Here is a 14877-nt window from a genome sequence, read left to right on the forward strand (position 1 = left end):
CCGGTGGCGGCTGCGCCTTACCGGGCCTACAACTGACGCGAACCGTAGGCCGGGTAAGGCGCAGCCGCCACCCGGCATAATTACTTCCCTTTCGCCAGATACTTCGCCATCTCGTCTTCCGGCACCATGCCGCCGCCGGTCGCCCACACCAGCTGAGTGACGCTGGCATCCGAATGAACGCGCACCGGTCCGGCCATGCCCGCAAGCGCGGACGGTTCCAGACGGATCCCTTCCTCCTGCGCCAGCCAGCCGAGCATGTCGTACATACTCTGATCGGAGAGGGTGTAGAACCCGTCAAGCAGGCGCTCCATCGCGCGGCCCACGAAGCCCGACGCGCGTCCTACTGCCAGCCCATCCGCTGCCGTGACGTTATCAATGCCCAGATCCTGCACGGCAATCTCATCGTGCAGGCCGGTGTAGACGCCCAGCAGCATGCACGGAGAGTGCGTAGGCTCCGCAAAGAAGCAGTGCACGTTATCCCCAAAGGCCAGCTTCAGGCCAAACGCCACGCCGCCCGGGCCACCACCGACGCCGCACGGCAGATAGACGTACAGGGGATGATCCGCATCCACCACCCGGCCCTGCTCGGCAAACTGCGCCTTCAGCCGCTCGCCTGCCACCGCGTAGCCCAGGAACAGGGTGCGCGAGTTTTCATCGTCGATAAAGAAGCAGTTCGGATCGCTTTCCGCCGCTTTGCGTCCCTGCTCTACCGCCACGCCGTAATCCTGCTCATATTCCACGACGATGACGCCGTGGCTGCGCAGTTTGGCTTTCTTCCACTCGCGGGCGTCGGCGGACATATGTACCGTCACCTTAAAGCCGATGCGTGCGCTCATAATGCCGATGGACATCCCGAGGTTGCCGGTTGAGCCCACGGCGATGCTGTACTGGCTGAAGAAGTCCTTAAAGCGCGGCTCCAGCAGAACGCTGTAGTCGTCCTCAGTGCTCAGCAACCCGGCTTCCAGCGCCAGTGTCTCCGCGTGGGTCAGCACCTCATAGATGCCGCCGCGCGCTTTGATCGAGCCGGAAATCGGCAGATGGCTGTCTTTTTTCAGCAGCAGCGTGCCGGGAATGCGTGTAGACAATTCCTGCTCCAGCCGCTTTTGCATCGCCGGAATGGCGACCAGGTCGGATTCGATAATTCCGCCCGTTGCCGCCGTTTCCGGGAAGGCTTTCGCCAGGTACGGCGCGAAGCGTTTCAGGCGAGCGTGGGCGTCGTCCACGTCGGCTTTGGTCAGCCCGACGTACGGCAACCCTTCCGCCAGCGTCGTGGTGCGCGGGTTAAGCCAGGTGGTTTCTTTCAGGGCAATCAGATCCTCAACCAGAGGAAACTGTGCGGTTAACGTGGTGATAGTTGCGTTTTCCATAATACGTCTCTTCGCGCTCAGATAATGAAGGAAAGCAGGAATGTGCCGCCAAGTGCAAGCACCGAGGCGATAAAGGTCGCCGTCGTATAGTATTTGAAGGTCTCATTCAGGGTCGCGCCGCAGTATTGCTTCACCAGCCAGAAGAGGGAATCGGTCACGATCGTGCAGCCAATGGCGCCGGAACCGATGGCAATGGTGATGATCTCCGGGCTGACGTTCGGGTAGAGCGGCAGCATCGGCGCGACGATCGCCGTGGCACCCATCATTGCCACCGTCGCGGAGCCGACGGCGGCATGCAGCACCAGCGCCACCAGCCAGGCGAGCAGGATAGGATGCATGTGCAGGTTCGAGAGAATATGCGCCAGCGAGTCCGCCAGTCCGCTGGTTTTCAGGATGGCGTTAAACGCGCCACCCGCGCCGATAATCAGCAAAATGTTGGCGATAGAGCCGAAGCCGTGCTCGGTGTGCGTCAGCATCGTGCCCATGCCCATATGCTGGCGGATCCCCAGCAGGTAGTAGGCGACAAACACGGCGATAAACATCGCGGTGATGGGGTTGCCGATAAACTCCAGCAGCGTATACAGCGTGCCTTCTTTGGCCATATTCAGCTCGGCGATGGTTTTCACCAGCATCAGCGCAATCGGCAGCAGCACCGTGAACAGCGTGGCGCCCAGCGACGGCAGGGTGTGCTCTTCACGCACCTTCAGGTCTGAAAATTCCGCCGGAACCGGTTTAAACGGCAGACGATTGCCGAGCAGTTTCAGGAACAGCGGGCCGCCGACCAGCGAGGCCATCAGGCCTACCATCAGACCGTAGACAATCACCGTTCCGACGTCTGCACCTAGTTTGTTGGTGACAAACAGCGCCGCCGGATGCGGCGGCACCACGCAGTGCACCGCCATCAGTGCGGTGCAGAGCGGAATGGCCAGCTTGAGCAGCGACGTGTGGGTCTTTTTGGCGATGGAAAACGCCAGCGGGATCAACAGTACCACGCCCACTTCCACGAACAGGGTAATGCCGCAGATAAGGCCCACCAGCACCATAATCACGTCAGCTGACAGCCAGCGGCAGCGCTGCAGTGCGATCCCGATGCGCTCGGCCGCGCCGGAGACTTCCATCATTTTGCCGAGAATGGTGCCCAGGCCAATCACCGCCGCCAGGAAGCCCAGCGTACCGCCAATCCCGCTCTCGATGGCATTCACCATATCCAGCGGGCTCATCCCCATCATCGCGCCGACGAAAAAACTCGCCAGCAGCAGCGCGAGGAACGGGTGAAACTTCAGTTTTACGATGGTTAAAACAATCAACACAATGCTGACCAGCAGCGTTGCCACAACCCAGACCTGCGATCCCATATCTCACCTCACCCTTATGTCATCTGTGGGTATTGGACGAAAAAACGGCGTAGGCTGACAAACGATATAAATTGGCGTTCAGGTGAGCCAGATTGGATCAACTAAGTGACTGCGCTCTAAAAAGTGCACTTAATTCGTATTAGGTTCACATAAATTCACCCTTGAGCGGTATGCTGAGCGCAGAAACCACGCGCGAGAATTGTGATGACCGATGCAAATGAAGCCAGAAACCGGCTGTTAAACGGCTGGCAGCTGTCGAAAATGTACACCTTTGAAGTGGCCGCCCGGCATGAGTCCTTCGCGCTGGCGGCGGAGGAGCTGTCGCTCAGCCCCAGCGCGGTGAGCCACCGCATCAACCTGCTGGAAGAGGAGCTGGGCATTCAGCTGTTTGTCCGCTCGCACCGGAAAGTCGAGCTGACGCAGGAAGGTAAGCGCGTTTACTGGACGCTAAAATCGTCCCTCGACACCCTGAATCAGGAGATCCTGGATATCAAAAACCAGGCGCTCTCCGGCACGCTGACAGTCTACTCGCGCCCGTCGATTGCCCAGTGCTGGCTGGTGCCCATGCTGGGAGACTTTACCCGCCGCTATCCGTCGATTTCACTCACCATCCTGACCGGCAATGATTACGTTAATATGCAGCGAACGGGCGTCGATCTGGCGCTCTATTTCGACGATTCGCCGCCAAACCACCTCTCTCATCACTTCCTGATGGACGAGGAGATTTTGCCTGTCTGCTCGCCGCAGTATGCCCGCGAGCATGAATTGTTGAAAAACCCTGATAACCTCAGCCACTGCACGCTGCTGCACGACCGTCAGGCATGGAGCAACGATTCCGGTACGGATGAGTGGCTGAGCTGGGCGCAGCACTTTGCGGTGAATATGCCGCCATCGTCGGGTATCGGTTTCGATCGTTCCGACTTAGCGATTATTGCGGCCATCAACCACGTAGGCGTTGCAATGGGCAGAAAGCGGCTGGTGCAGAAACGGCTCGAACGGGGCGAGCTTATCGCCCCGTTTGGCGAAAAGACCCTCAAGTGCCATCAGCATTACTATATCTCGACGCTTTCTGGCCGTCAGTGGCCGAAAATAGACGCCTTTATCGGCTGGCTTCGAGAGCTGGCAGGTTGAAGAATTATTACGCTTTCGCTCTACACCAAATGTGAAAAAGCGTGCTAAATACAGGTAATGCTTTCGATTTATCCAGGGTAAACCGTGTTAAAGCCTTTTATTGCCACTGTGTTGCTGATCTCTTCCTGCTGGGCGATTGCCGCTGAGCCGCCGCTGACGGCTGCCCATTATGCGCAGCAGCTGGGCGTCGGAATGGATGTGGACTGGGCGCGCACCGAGCGCGGCATACGCGAATTCGACCCGCTGGTGGTACGGGATTTTCGTGCAAAAGGCATTACCCACGTGCGCATCCGCGTGGCCGATGAGCCGACGGAAGCGAGGCTGATCCACCTGCGCAAGCTGGTAGAAGCCTGCAAGCAGTATGGCGTGATCCCGATAGTCGCTTATCAGGCTGATGAATATAAAAACGACCCAAAAGCCGATAACGAGAAAGAGGCGATCAACTGGTGGATTGCCGTGGCACACTATTTCGGTCAGAGCTACCCGCTGCTGGGTTTTGATCTCATTTATGAGCCCGCCGACAAGCTTAACCACAACCTCACGTCGCTAAACCGCGTGTATGAAAAAACCATTAAAGCGATCCACGATATTGACCCGCAGCGCATGATATTTATTGCGCCACGCCAGCGCGCCGCGCCGGAGGATTTATCCAGCCTGAAGCTGCCTGCGCACAGTCAAAACTACCTGCTGGCGGAGTGGCATATTTTCCCGTGGGGGCCGCTGAAAAATAGCGGTAAATACCCGTGGACGTCCGGCACGGCGGCGGAGAAAGCGGCTATCCATAACCGCATCAATACCGCGCTGCGCTGGCAGCAAAAAACCGGGCACGTCAGCTGGGTCGGGGGCTGGGGCGTGGGGGAGTCAAACCACCTCACGCCAACCGCTTCGCAGCTGGCCTTCGCCACCTTTATGGCCTGCGAGCTGCAAAAGGCGAAAATCCCGTATGCGTTGAACGCGGATTTCCAGTTTTACGACGGGGAAGAGGGCGCCTGGCGGCCTGCGCCAGAGCCGTTACTACAGGCGATGATTGCGCCCGTCTGTGAAAAGCCCGGCGAGAAGCCGGGCCATCATGCGGTTAAACCGGCTGCTCGTGATGCGGGACACGCGACGCCAGCGGCAGCCAGCACAGTAAAATCAGCAGCCCCATCAGCGTCATCAACAAACCCAAACTAGCCTGCCCGGTCTGCGGCATCATGGCCGAGAGCCAGGCCAGCGCGCCGGAACCGATGTTCTGCAAACCGCCCACCAGCGCGCCCGCTGTACCTGCAAGGAACGGGAACGGCTCCATCGCGCCGCTGGTGGCGAGCGGGAACAGCATGCCTGCGCCGAAGAAGAATAGCGCAGCCGGGATGAGCAGCGTCCAGACCGTCATCACGCCAAACAGCCCCGGGATCCACATCATCAGACCCGCCAGCAGGCAGCTGAGCACCGACTGCCACATCAGGGTTGAGAAGCGTTTGTTCGGGCGTCCGGCAAACCACGCGCCGAAGAATGCCGCCGGGATCGGCAGAATAAACAGAATACTCACGACCATGCTGCTCAGGCCCAGCCCCGCGCCCAGCAGCACGCCGGAGCAGGCTTCAAACACCGCGATACCCGCCAGGCCGCCGATCAGCATCAGCAGGTAGCAGGTGAACGACCCGTTACCGAACAGCGTTTTGTAGCTGGTGATGAGCTTCGTGCGCGGCGCGTCCTGCGGGCGCGTTTCCGGCATCCAGCGCGCCATGCTGAAGGTGACAATCACGCAGAGCACCAGCAGGAAGGCGTAGCAGGCGCGCCAGGACCACATCGTGTCCAGCAGGCCGCCAATCAGCGGGGCCAGCAGCGGGCTCACCAGAATGCCCATGTTCAACAGGCTGTTGGCATGACGGAGCTGGGTGCCCTGATACATATCGCGCGGTAAGGTTCGCGCCATCACCCCGCCGACGCCGGTTCCGACACCCTGCAGGGCGCTTGCGGCAATCAGCACGGTCAGGCTGTGCGTGGTAATGGCAATCACCGTCGCCACCATGAAAATGCTCATGCCCACCAGGATCACTGGGCGGCGCCCGACGCGGTCGGACAGCGGACCGTAAAAGAGTTGCGAAACGCCATAGGTCAGCAGGTACGCTGCCATCACGCTCTGCACTGCGCCCTCGCGGACGTTAAGTTCCTTTGCCATGTCGGCAATCGCCGGAATGTAGATGGTTTGCGCCATCTGACCGACGGCCACCAGTAACACCAGCATCAACAATAAGTTAACGTTCCTTTGTTTTTTCATGTCGCTGAATACTTTTGCCAAAAGAGAAAAATGAAGAATAAGTGACTGCGCATTCCCATAAATGCGCGAAGAATCTACCACAGTGAGATAACAATTTAAGCATTGTCGTGGTGAATGAAAAAACCGGGAAAGGCAGGATTTGTAAACAAGAACGGCAACTAATGTTGCCAGTGATTTACGCCAGGCGCAGCAGAATGGCGCCGCCAGCAATACCCAGTGCCGCTACAATGCGCAGTCCCGCAACCTTCTCTTTTAAAAGGATAAACGCGATCAGTGCCCCAAAGAGTATGGAGGTTTCACGCAGCGCCGCGACCACCGCCAGCGGGGCCTGCGTCATTGCCCAAAGCGCCAGACCGTAAGATCCCATGGTGCCAACACCGCCGAGTAATCCCTTTTTCCAGTGCAGGCGCAGGTAGCCGGACGCCTCGCGCCGACGCGCCACCATCGCCCAGCTTAGCAGGCAGAAACCGTTCATAAAGAAGGTCCACAGCGTATAGCCCAGCGCGGTGTCGGAAAGTCGCACGCCGGTACCGTCCACCAGCGTGTAGCCTGCGATGAAACAGGCGTTCAGCAGCGCCAGCCAGATCCCTTTGCGTGACTGCATACGGCCATGCATCGCCATAATGAGAATCGACAGGCAGATCACGCCAATGCCGGACCAGGCGAGCCAGGAGAGGCTATCGCCGAGCGCCAGCACGCTGATCAGCGCCACCAGCAGCGGGGCGGTGCCGCGCATCAGCGGATAGGTCTGGCTCATGTCAGAGACCTGATAGGTCTTCGCTACCAGCACGGTGTACACCACCTGTAAGGCACAGGAGACAATCAAAAACGGCCAGCTGGCAGCAGATGGCTGTGGAAAAAACGGCAGTAAGACCAGAGCGATAACCGTGGCGGAGCCGCTGACGCTTATTGCGGAATAGAGCTTGTCCGTTCCGGCCTTAACGATGGCGTTCCAGCTGGCATGCAGCAGCGCGGCGAAGAGCAAAATGCAGAATACGGTGAGGGTCATGGCGTATTGGGTGATGAATTGTCACTCAACTGTAACATTCACATCTAGATGCTGCCAGCCGGTTACACCGCACAAAAAAGGCGGTGCGTCACCCGTGGTTCGTCTGAGACCATCGTAAAACCCGCCTGGCGATAGAAGCCGTACGCGGCGTCCGGCGCATGGGTATTGAGAAAATCAAACCAGATGCTGGCATCGGCCATGACAACGGTCAAAAGCTGTTTGCCAATGCCCAACCCACGGCACTTCTCGCTGACGTAGAGATGGCGAATACGTCCGGCGCGCGGCTGCTGGCTGAACGGATCGCGATTGAGGCCGCACACGCCGACCAGCTTGCCGTTAAGAAACGCACCCAGTAATTTTTCACCCGGCGCGTTAAAGCGGTTCTCACCGCGTAGCCAGTTCTCTTCCAGCCTGCGCAGCATGTTGAAATTCAATGCGATACTTTCCGCTTTCAGGGCGATATAACCCGGCTCATCCGGTGTGACAGGCTCAATTAACAGACGCGACATAGCATTCCCTCGTTATTAAAGAGGGGCGGTTGCCCGCCCCTCTCAGGTGCGACTTGAACCTGAATTACCGAAGGAATTTCAGGACAGCATCAAGCAGTTGCAGTACTGCAACAATGAGTTTGAGGATAAGTATCACCATATCCACTACGCTCATACGCGTCTCCTTTTGGTTAAAAGGAGCACGATGCTGGCGTACCTTTCCGCCGCCTGTTGCCAGCACCTGGATTGACGTAACACAGTGTGCTCACTTCAGGGGGTTAAGGCACTGACGGCACCACCCGTTTCAGCCAGGACTTCGTTGCGCCGGTAGAACTGCGGCCCCCTCGCTCACTGCGAACACCCTCAGTATAGATAAATACTGTATGCATGAACAGTATTTTATGGACAAAATTTGGAAGGCGATCCATACTCAAAAACGTCAAAATCCGTGCCGGAATTGCGCGTTCGTCTTCGATCGCGTATACTTTTTGCGTTGACGTAACACAGTGTGTTCTGCGGCGACCAACCGCAAAACCCTGATAAAAACCTCGCTCCGGCGGGGTTTTTTGTTTTTGGGGCGACTCACCAAAAATGCCTGTTGACTTATTGGCAACGAATGTCATCATTGCCATAATGGCAACGGACGCGGCAGGCATGCAGTATGCATTTAATCTCTATGAAAGCTATTTTGGATGCGGTAACCCAGTTTCCGCAGCACAAAGAAGAACTCCTCTTTTTGGGCCGCACCATAGAAAAGGGCCACTGTCCGACGCCTGCTGTGCTGAAAAAACTGTTTCCGACGCTGGATAACTTTAAGTATCTGGATAAGCATTATGTTATTGATATTGCAAACAACAATCTCAGAGTAGTGGCTCTCATCTTCTTTGAAAGCCAAAAGTTTTATGTGCGCCATGTTTTTACTCATAAGGAATATGACCGTTTTACGGAGAAACATCGCACTAAGGGGAAGAAATGATGATCGTCGCTGATGCAATGAAAGCTACGCATGCCCTTGTTGCGGCCGTTCCTTTACTGGGTGAACAGCCGAGCGAGAAAGATTATAAAGATGCGCTTGAGCTGGTTGAGTATCTGCTCATGAACGAGCCCGATAGCCCCCTGCTGGATATTGTGTGCGCCAGGATTAGCCGTTACGAAGCCAATCGGCCAGAGATAGTCGCATTACGCAAGGAGATGGAGTCCGTTCCTGTCGGTATTGCGGTTTTAAGAACCTTGATGGATCAGTACAACCTGACAATATCGGATTTTCAGGATGAAATTGGCAGTAAATCAATGGTTTCACGGGTTTTGAATGGTCAAAGACAGCTTACGCTGAACCATATTAAAAAGCTGGCGGCCAGATTTGGGGTATCACCTGCTCTGTTTATTGAGTAAGTTAAAACCGACTTTTAAGTGTCATCACTCAACAAACGAAACGTGATCCCTGACGCATTTTTGCGCAGATGAAAATATTTCCATTGTCATGCCCGAAAACCTGTGTTTGTATAAATTCAATCAATGATTCCAAACACAGGTCCCCAATGACTTCATCCATCTTCACTTCGACCCTACTAAAAGCTGCGCAACCAGCCGCAGTGGTCGTCGTGCGTGTGGTGGTGGTCGTCGGCAATGCGCCGTAGGGACTGGATCAACACACGAATCCAAAACCCCGCCGGCGCAAACCGGGCGGGGTTTTTCGTTTAAGAGCCTCCCCGGAAAGTCGGCCCAGAAGAAAAGGACTGGAGCATGGCAATTTCGGGCACAACATCCACGAAGACGCGTTTCACCGGCGCGCAGCTGATCGTTCATTTGCTGGAACGACAGGGCATCACTACCGTTGCGGGTATCCCGGGCGGCACGGTGCTGCCGCTGTACGATGTGTTGAGCCAAAGCACGCAGATCCGTCACGTGCTGGCGCGTCACGAGCAGGGGGCAGGCTTTATCGCTCAGGGCATGGCGCGTACACAGGGCAAACCGGCGGTCTGTATGGCCTGCAGCGGCCCGGGCGCAACCAACCTGGTGACCGCCATCGCCGACGCGCGCCTCGACTCCATTCCGCTGATCTGCATTACCGGCCAGGTGCCGTCTTCGATGATCGGTACCGATGCGTTCCAGGAAGTGGATACCTACGGCATCTCTATCCCCATCACCAAACATAACTATTTAGTTCGCGATATCAGCGAGCTGCCTCAGGTTATCAGCGATGCGTTCCGCATTGCGCAGTCTGGCCGCCCGGGCCCGGTGTGGATAGACATTCCTAAGGATGTCCAGACCGCAGAGATCGAGATAGACGTGCTGCCGGAGCCGGGCGACCGTGCGCCCGCGCCGGCATTCAGCGTGGAGAGCGTGCGCGATGCCGCCGCCATGATTAATGCCGCCAAACGCCCGGTGCTCTATCTGGGCGGCGGAGCGATTAACGCCGCGGATGAAATCCGCCAGTTTGCGGAAAAAGCCAACCTGCCGACCACCATGACCCTGATGGCGCTGGGCATGCTGCCAAAAGCGCACCCATTGTCATTAGGCATGCTGGGCATGCACGGCGCGCGCAGCACCAACTACATCCTGCAAGAAGCGGATTTGCTGATCGTTATGGGCGCACGTTTTGATGACCGGGCGATCGGCAAAACCGAGCAGTTCTGCCCGAACGCCAAAATCATTCACGTGGATATCGACCGCGCCGAGTTGGGTAAAATCAAGCAGCCGCACGTGGCGATTCAGGGCGATGTGGCAGAGGTGCTGGCGCAGCTAATCCCGCAGACGGACGCAGCCGACCGCGCCGACTGGCGTCAGCTGGTGGCCGATCTGCAGCGCGAGTTCCCGGGCGCCATCCCAACCGAAGGTGACCCGCTCAGCCACTACGGGCTGATCAACGCCGTTGCCGCCTGCGTGGACGACAGCGCGATTATCACCACCGACGTTGGCCAGCACCAGATGTGGACTGCGCAGGCGTACCCGCTGAACCGTCCGCGCCAGTGGCTGACCTCCGGCGGTCTGGGCACCATGGGCTTTGGCCTGCCCGCAGCCGTGGGCGCGGCACTCGCCAATCCGGACCGCAAGGTCATCTGCTTCTCCGGCGACGGCAGCCTGATGATGAACATTCAGGAAATGGCGACTGCAGCCGAAAACCAGTTAGACGTGAAAATTATCCTGATGAACAACGAGGCGCTGGGGCTGGTGCACCAGCAGCAGAGCCTGTTCTACAAGCAGGGGGTATTTGCGGCGACCTATCCGGGGATGATTAACTTTATGCAGATTGCCGCCGGTTTTGGCCTGCATACCTGCGATCTGAACGCCGAAGAGGATGCCCACGCGGCGCTGCAGGCGGCGATTTCTCGCCCCGGCCCGGCGCTGATCCACGTGCGTATCGATCCTGAACAAAAAGTGTATCCGATGGTGCCGCCGGGTGCGGCAAATACTGAGATGGTGGGAGAATAAACCATGCAGAAACAACATGATAACGTCATTCTGGAGCTCACCGTCCGCAACCACCCTGGCGTCATGACGCACGTTTGTGGGCTGTTTGCCCGCCGTGCGTTTAACGTGGAAGGCATTCTCTGTCTGCCGATTCAGGGCAGTGAGCACAGCCGCATCTGGCTGCTGGTCAACGATGACCAGCGTCTCGAGCAGATGATGGCGCAGATCGACAAGCTGGAAGACGTCACCAAAGTGGCGCGCAACCAGTCCGATCCCACCATGTTTAACAAAATTGCGGTGTTTTTCGAGTAAATCGCTTAAGGTAAGCGACTTTCGCTCTTGTAGGCCGGATAAGCGCAGCGCTATCCGGCATTTTCAGACCGCAGGAACACACATGACCACCATCGCTCTTATCGACGACCACCTTATCGTCCGCTCCGGCTTTGCCCAGCTTCTGAACCTCGAACCGGATTTTCAGGTCGTGGCCGAGTTTGGTTCCGGTCGCGAGGCGCTGGCGGGCCTGCCGGGGCGCGGGGTGCAGGTCTGTATCTGCGACATCTCGATGCCGGATCTCTCCGGGCTGGAGCTGCTAAGCCAGCTGCCGAAAGGAATGTCGACGATTATGCTGTCAGTCCACGACAGCCCGGCGCTGGTCGAGCAGGCGCTCAACGCGGGCGCGCGCGGCTTCCTCTCTAAACGCTGTAGCCCCGACGAACTGATCGCCGCGGTGCGTACGGTCTCCACCGGCGGCTGCTATTTAACGCCGGATATCGCCATCAAACTGGCGGCCGGACGTCAGGATCCGCTCACCAGACGCGAGCGTCAGGTTGCGGAAAAACTCGCGCAGGGAATGTCGGTAAAAGAGATTGCCGCCGAGCTGGATCTGTCCCCGAAAACCGTGCACGTTCACCGCGCCAACCTGATGGAAAAACTTAACGTCAGCAACGACGTCGAGCTGGCGCGCCGCATGTTCGACAGCTGGCAATGAGTTCCGCTTTTTCACGGCTGATCGCCGTCGTCGCCAGCTTTTTTATCTTCTCCGCCGCCTGGTTCTGCCTGTGGAGCATCAGCCTGCACCTGGTGGAACGCCCGGAGCTGGCGGTGCTGCTGTTTCCCTTCGGCCTGCGTCTGGGCTTAATGCTCCAGTGCCCGCGCGGCTACTGGCCCGTTTTGCTGGGCGCAGAGTGGCTGATGCTGGTCTGGCTGGCGCAGGAAGTCGCCCTCGCGCATCTGCCCTTATTGATGACCGGAAGCCTGCTTACGCTTCTTCCGGTTGCGCTGATTTCCCGCTACCGTCACCAGCGCGACTGGCGCACGCTGCTGCGTCAGGGGGCGGCGCTGATTGCCGCCGCGCTGCTGCAGTCGCTTCCGTGGGTCGGCGAGAAGGAGATGCTCAACGCCCTGCTGCTGGCCCTGACCGGCGGCCTGACGCTCGCGCCGACCTGCCTCGTTTTCTGGCACTACCTCACCAGCACCGTCTGGCAGCCGCTCGGCCCGGCGCTGGTTACTCAACCGGTGAACTGGCGCGCCCGGCACCTCATCTGGTATCTGCTGCTGTTTGTGGTGAGCCTGTGGCTACAGCTTGGTCTGCCCGCCGAACTTTCACGCTTTACCCCCTTTTGTCTGGCGCTGCCGATTATCGCCCTGGCCTGGCACTACGGCTGGCAGGGGGCGCTGATCGCCACGCTGATGAACGCCATCGCGCTGATTGCCAGCCAGACCTGGCACGATCACCCGGTGGATTTACTGCTTTCCCTGCTGGCCCAGAGCCTGACCGGGCTGCTGCTCGGCGCGGGCATTCAGCGCCTGCGCGAGCTGAACCAGTCCCTGCAGACCGAACTGGCGCGCAACCGTCGTCTGGCGGAGCGTCTTCTGGAGACGGAAGAGAGCGTGCGGCAGGAGGTCGCCCGCGAGCTGCACGACGATATCGGCCAGACCATCACCGCCATTCGCACCCAGGCGGGTATTGTCCAGCGCCTGGCGGCAGAAAACGCGGGCGTGAAGCAGGGCGGGGCGCATATCGAACAGCTCTCGCTGGGCGTCTATGACTCCGTTCGTCGTCTGTTAGGACGGCTGCGCCCGCGCCAGCTTGATGACCTGACGCTGGAGCAGGCGGTGCGTTCCCTGATGCGCGAGATGGAGCTGGAAAGCCGCGGGATAGTCAGCCATCTCGACTGGCGCATCAATGAAGCTACCCTGAGCGAAGGTCAACGCGTGACGCTGTTCCGCGTCTGTCAGGAGGGGCTGAACAATATCGTCAAACACGCCAGTGCCAGCGCGGTCACGATCCAGGGCTGGCAGCAGGACGAGCGCCTGATGCTGGTGATTGAAGACGACGGCTGCGGCCTGCCGCCGGGCTCCGGCCAACAGGGCTTTGGCCTGGCGGGCATGCGCGAGCGCGTGAAGGCGCTCGGCGGCACGCTGAATATCTCCTGTACCCACGGGACGCGCGTTAGCGTCAGCCTGCCGTTACGGAGCCACCATGTTTAAAACCCCTGCCAGCGCCGCGCCGATTGGCGACAAAGCCGAAATCGACGCCCGCTACCGCTACTGGCGTCGCCATATTCTGATTACCATCTGGCTCGGCTACGCGCTGTTCTACTTCACCCGCAAAAGCTTCAATGCCGCCGCGCCGGAAATCCTCGCCAGCGGCGTGATGACGCGCACCGATATTGGCCTGCTGGCGACGCTGTTTTACATCACCTACGGCCTGTCGAAGTTCTTCTCCGGCATCGTCAGCGACCGCTCCAACGCCCGCTACTTCATGGGTGTCGGGCTGATCGCCACCGGCGTGGTGAACATCCTGTTTGGTTTCTCCACCTCGCTATGGGCCTTTGCCCTGCTGTGGGCGCTGAACGCCTTTTTCCAGGGCTGGGGCGCGCCGGTCTGCGCCCGCCTGCTCACCGCCTGGTACTCGCGCAACGAGCGCGGCGGCTGGTGGGCGATCTGGAACACCGCCCATAACGTCGGCGGGGCGCTGATCCCGATGGTCGTGGGAGCCGCAGCGCTGCACTACGGCTGGCGCGCGGGGATGATGATTGCCGGTGGCCTCGCGATTGTCGCCGGGCTGTTCCTCTGCTGGCGCCTGCGCGACAGGCCGCAAACCGTCGGCCTGCCGGCGGTGGGCGACTGGCGGCACGACGAGATGGAGATTGCCCAGCAGCAGGAAGGCGCGGGGCTGACCCGCAGGGAGATCCTCACTAAGTACGTGCTGAAAAATCCGTACATCTGGCTACTGTCGCTCTGCTATGTGCTGGTCTATGTGGTGCGCGCGGCGATCAACGACTGGGGCAACCTGTACATGTCCGAGACGCTGGGCGTGGACCTGGTGACCGCCAACTCGGCGGTGACGATGTTCGAGCTGGGCGGGTTTATCGGCGCGCTGGTGGCGGGCTGGGGATCGGACAAGCTGTTCAACGGTAACCGCGGGCCGATGAACCTGATTTTTGCTGCCGGGATTTTGCTCTCCGTCGGCTCGCTGTGGCTGATGCCGTTTGCCAGCTACGTGATGCAGGCGGCGTGCTTCTTCACCATAGGCTTCTTCGTCTTTGGCCCGCAGATGCTGATCGGCATGGCGGCGGCGGAGTGTTCCCACAAAGAGGCGGCTGGCGCGGCGACGGGCTTTGTCGGGCTGTTTGCCTACCTCGGCGCGTCGCTCTCCGGCTGGCCGCTGGCACGGGTCATCGACATCTGGCACTGGAACGGTTTCTTCGCGGCGATCGCCATCGCGGCGGGGATTTCCGCCCTGCTGCTGCTGCCGTTTTTGAACGCGCAGGCGCCACGCGAGGTGAACGAAGCGTGATGCGTCTCACCTTTTCACCCCGAATAGCGCAAAACTAAGAAATTTTCCCGGTTT

17 protein-coding genes are annotated in these 14877 nt (G+C 58.9%); 10 read left to right on the forward strand and 7 right to left on the reverse strand.

The window, feature by feature from the left end:
* Window positions 1-80: 80 nt before the first annotated feature.
* Window positions 81-1367: a D-serine ammonia-lyase gene (dsdA, locus tag ACOQH0_RS00115; RefSeq protein ID WP_421511283.1), complete on the reverse strand. Its 1287-nt coding sequence runs from the start codon at window positions 1365-1367 to the stop codon at window positions 81-83.
* 17 nt (window positions 1368-1384) lie between these two features.
* Window positions 1385-2722 (reverse strand): D-serine transporter DsdX, encoded by a 1338-nt coding sequence (dsdX, locus tag ACOQH0_RS00120; protein ID WP_032662040.1) that lies wholly within the window; start codon window positions 2720-2722, stop codon window positions 1385-1387.
* Between the two features lie 204 nt (window positions 2723-2926).
* On the opposite strand from dsdX, the gene dsdC reads away from it, so the two are divergent.
* Both dsdC and ACOQH0_RS00130 read left to right on the forward strand, forming a co-directional pair.
* Window positions 2927-3853 (forward strand): DNA-binding transcriptional regulator DsdC, encoded by a 927-nt coding sequence (gene dsdC / locus ACOQH0_RS00125; protein WP_421511284.1) that lies wholly within the window; start codon window positions 2927-2929, stop codon window positions 3851-3853.
* Window positions 3854-3937: 84 nt separating this feature from the next.
* The gene (locus ACOQH0_RS00130) at window positions 3938-5026 is read left to right on the forward strand and encodes a glycoside hydrolase family 5 protein (RefSeq protein ID WP_421511285.1); all 1089 of its coding nucleotides are present in this window, start codon (window positions 3938-3940) and stop codon (window positions 5024-5026) included.
* Here the strand turns inward: ACOQH0_RS00130 and emrD are convergent.
* From emrD to ACOQH0_RS00155, 5 genes are all read right to left on the reverse strand, one after another.
* The gene (gene emrD / locus ACOQH0_RS00135) at window positions 4929-6113 is read right to left on the reverse strand and encodes a multidrug efflux MFS transporter EmrD (RefSeq protein WP_218308937.1); all 1185 of its coding nucleotides are present in this window, start codon (window positions 6111-6113) and stop codon (window positions 4929-4931) included. The two genes, ACOQH0_RS00130 and emrD, sit on opposite strands and share 98 nt — an antisense overlap.
* A gap of 175 nt (window positions 6114-6288) precedes the next feature.
* Window positions 6289-7122: an EamA family transporter gene (locus ACOQH0_RS00140; protein ID WP_421511286.1), complete on the reverse strand. Its 834-nt coding sequence runs from the start codon at window positions 7120-7122 to the stop codon at window positions 6289-6291.
* A gap of 62 nt (window positions 7123-7184) precedes the next feature.
* A complete protein-coding gene (locus ACOQH0_RS00145) occupies window positions 7185-7631 on the reverse strand; it encodes a GNAT family N-acetyltransferase (protein WP_421511287.1) in 447 nt (148 codons plus the stop codon).
* A gap of 64 nt (window positions 7632-7695) precedes the next feature.
* On the reverse strand, window positions 7696-7785 hold the full coding sequence (gene tisB, locus ACOQH0_RS00150) for a type I toxin-antitoxin system toxin TisB (RefSeq protein WP_023309830.1): 90 nt from the start codon (window positions 7783-7785) through the stop codon (window positions 7696-7698).
* A gap of 103 nt (window positions 7786-7888) precedes the next feature.
* A complete protein-coding gene (locus tag ACOQH0_RS00155) occupies window positions 7889-8266 on the reverse strand; it encodes a hypothetical protein (protein ID WP_421511288.1) in 378 nt (125 codons plus the stop codon).
* A gap of 5 nt (window positions 8267-8271) precedes the next feature.
* Here ACOQH0_RS00155 and ACOQH0_RS00160 point away from each other — a divergent pair, with 5 nt between their 5' ends.
* From ACOQH0_RS00160 to ACOQH0_RS00195, 8 genes are all read left to right on the forward strand, one after another.
* Complete coding sequence (locus ACOQH0_RS00160) at window positions 8272-8586, forward strand: type II toxin-antitoxin system HigB family toxin (RefSeq protein ID WP_421511289.1); 315 nt, start codon at window positions 8272-8274, stop codon at window positions 8584-8586.
* The gene (locus ACOQH0_RS00165) at window positions 8583-9002 is read left to right on the forward strand and encodes a helix-turn-helix domain-containing protein (protein ID WP_139156876.1); all 420 of its coding nucleotides are present in this window, start codon (window positions 8583-8585) and stop codon (window positions 9000-9002) included. Before ACOQH0_RS00160 ends, ACOQH0_RS00165 begins: the two co-directional genes overlap by 4 nt.
* 146 nt (window positions 9003-9148) lie before the next feature.
* The gene (ivbL, locus tag ACOQH0_RS00170) at window positions 9149-9247 is read left to right on the forward strand and encodes an ilvB operon leader peptide IvbL (RefSeq protein ID WP_248238943.1); all 99 of its coding nucleotides are present in this window, start codon (window positions 9149-9151) and stop codon (window positions 9245-9247) included.
* 106 nt (window positions 9248-9353) lie between these two features.
* Entirely contained in the window at window positions 9354-11042 is a 1689-nt protein-coding gene (ilvB, locus tag ACOQH0_RS00175) for an acetolactate synthase large subunit (protein ID WP_421511290.1), read from the forward strand.
* Between the two features lie 3 nt (window positions 11043-11045).
* On the forward strand, window positions 11046-11333 hold the full coding sequence (ilvN, locus tag ACOQH0_RS00180; RefSeq protein WP_010426528.1) for an acetolactate synthase small subunit: 288 nt from the start codon (window positions 11046-11048) through the stop codon (window positions 11331-11333).
* Window positions 11334-11415: 82 nt separating this feature from the next.
* Entirely contained in the window at window positions 11416-12009 is a 594-nt protein-coding gene (gene uhpA / locus ACOQH0_RS00185; protein ID WP_119936437.1) for a transcriptional regulator UhpA, read from the forward strand.
* Window positions 12006-13511, forward strand: coding sequence for a signal transduction histidine-protein kinase/phosphatase UhpB (gene uhpB / locus ACOQH0_RS00190; RefSeq protein WP_421511291.1), 1506 nt, complete (start codon window positions 12006-12008; stop codon window positions 13509-13511). Before uhpA ends, uhpB begins: the two co-directional genes overlap by 4 nt.
* Window positions 13504-14823 (forward strand): MFS transporter, encoded by a 1320-nt coding sequence (locus tag ACOQH0_RS00195; RefSeq protein ID WP_410975491.1) that lies wholly within the window; start codon window positions 13504-13506, stop codon window positions 14821-14823. Before uhpB ends, ACOQH0_RS00195 begins: the two co-directional genes overlap by 8 nt.
* Window positions 14824-14877 lie beyond the last annotated feature (54 nt).

The organism is Enterobacter sp. JS8-1 (assembly GCF_049187015.1).
In the GTDB taxonomy this organism is placed as follows: Bacteria; Pseudomonadota; Gammaproteobacteria; order Enterobacterales; family Enterobacteriaceae; genus Enterobacter; species Enterobacter mori.

Bases quoted from the DNA above. Each gene is read 5' to 3' on its own strand.
- ivbL (WP_248238943.1), top strand. From the start codon at position 9,149: ATGACTTCATCCATCTTCACTTCGACCCTACTAAAAGCTGCGCAACCA.
- ilvB (WP_421511290.1), top strand. From the start codon at position 9,354: ATGGCAATTTCGGGCACAACATCCACGAAGACGCGTTTCACCGGCGCG.
- uhpB (WP_421511291.1), top strand. From the start codon at position 12,006: ATGAGTTCCGCTTTTTCACGGCTGATCGCCGTCGTCGCCAGCTTTTTT.
- uhpA (WP_119936437.1), top strand. From the start codon at position 11,416: ATGACCACCATCGCTCTTATCGACGACCACCTTATCGTCCGCTCCGGC.
- emrD (WP_218308937.1), bottom strand. From the start codon at position 6,113: ATGAAAAAACAAAGGAACGTTAACTTATTGTTGATGCTGGTGTTACTG.
- ACOQH0_RS00145 (WP_421511287.1), bottom strand. From the start codon at position 7,631: ATGTCGCGTCTGTTAATTGAGCCTGTCACACCGGATGAGCCGGGTTAT.
- dsdA (WP_421511283.1), bottom strand. From the start codon at position 1,367: ATGGAAAACGCAACTATCACCACGTTAACCGCACAGTTTCCTCTGGTT.
- ACOQH0_RS00195 (WP_410975491.1), top strand. From the start codon at position 13,504: ATGTTTAAAACCCCTGCCAGCGCCGCGCCGATTGGCGACAAAGCCGAA.
- ilvN (WP_010426528.1), top strand. From the start codon at position 11,046: ATGCAGAAACAACATGATAACGTCATTCTGGAGCTCACCGTCCGCAAC.
- ACOQH0_RS00165 (WP_139156876.1), top strand. From the start codon at position 8,583: ATGATGATCGTCGCTGATGCAATGAAAGCTACGCATGCCCTTGTTGCG.
- dsdC (WP_421511284.1), top strand. From the start codon at position 2,927: ATGACCGATGCAAATGAAGCCAGAAACCGGCTGTTAAACGGCTGGCAG.
- tisB (WP_023309830.1), bottom strand. From the start codon at position 7,785: ATGAGCGTAGTGGATATGGTGATACTTATCCTCAAACTCATTGTTGCA.
- dsdX (WP_032662040.1), bottom strand. From the start codon at position 2,722: ATGGGATCGCAGGTCTGGGTTGTGGCAACGCTGCTGGTCAGCATTGTG.
- ACOQH0_RS00155 (WP_421511288.1), bottom strand. From the start codon at position 8,266: ATGCCTGCCGCGTCCGTTGCCATTATGGCAATGATGACATTCGTTGCC.
- ACOQH0_RS00140 (WP_421511286.1), bottom strand. From the start codon at position 7,122: ATGACCCTCACCGTATTCTGCATTTTGCTCTTCGCCGCGCTGCTGCAT.
- ACOQH0_RS00160 (WP_421511289.1), top strand. From the start codon at position 8,272: ATGCATTTAATCTCTATGAAAGCTATTTTGGATGCGGTAACCCAGTTT.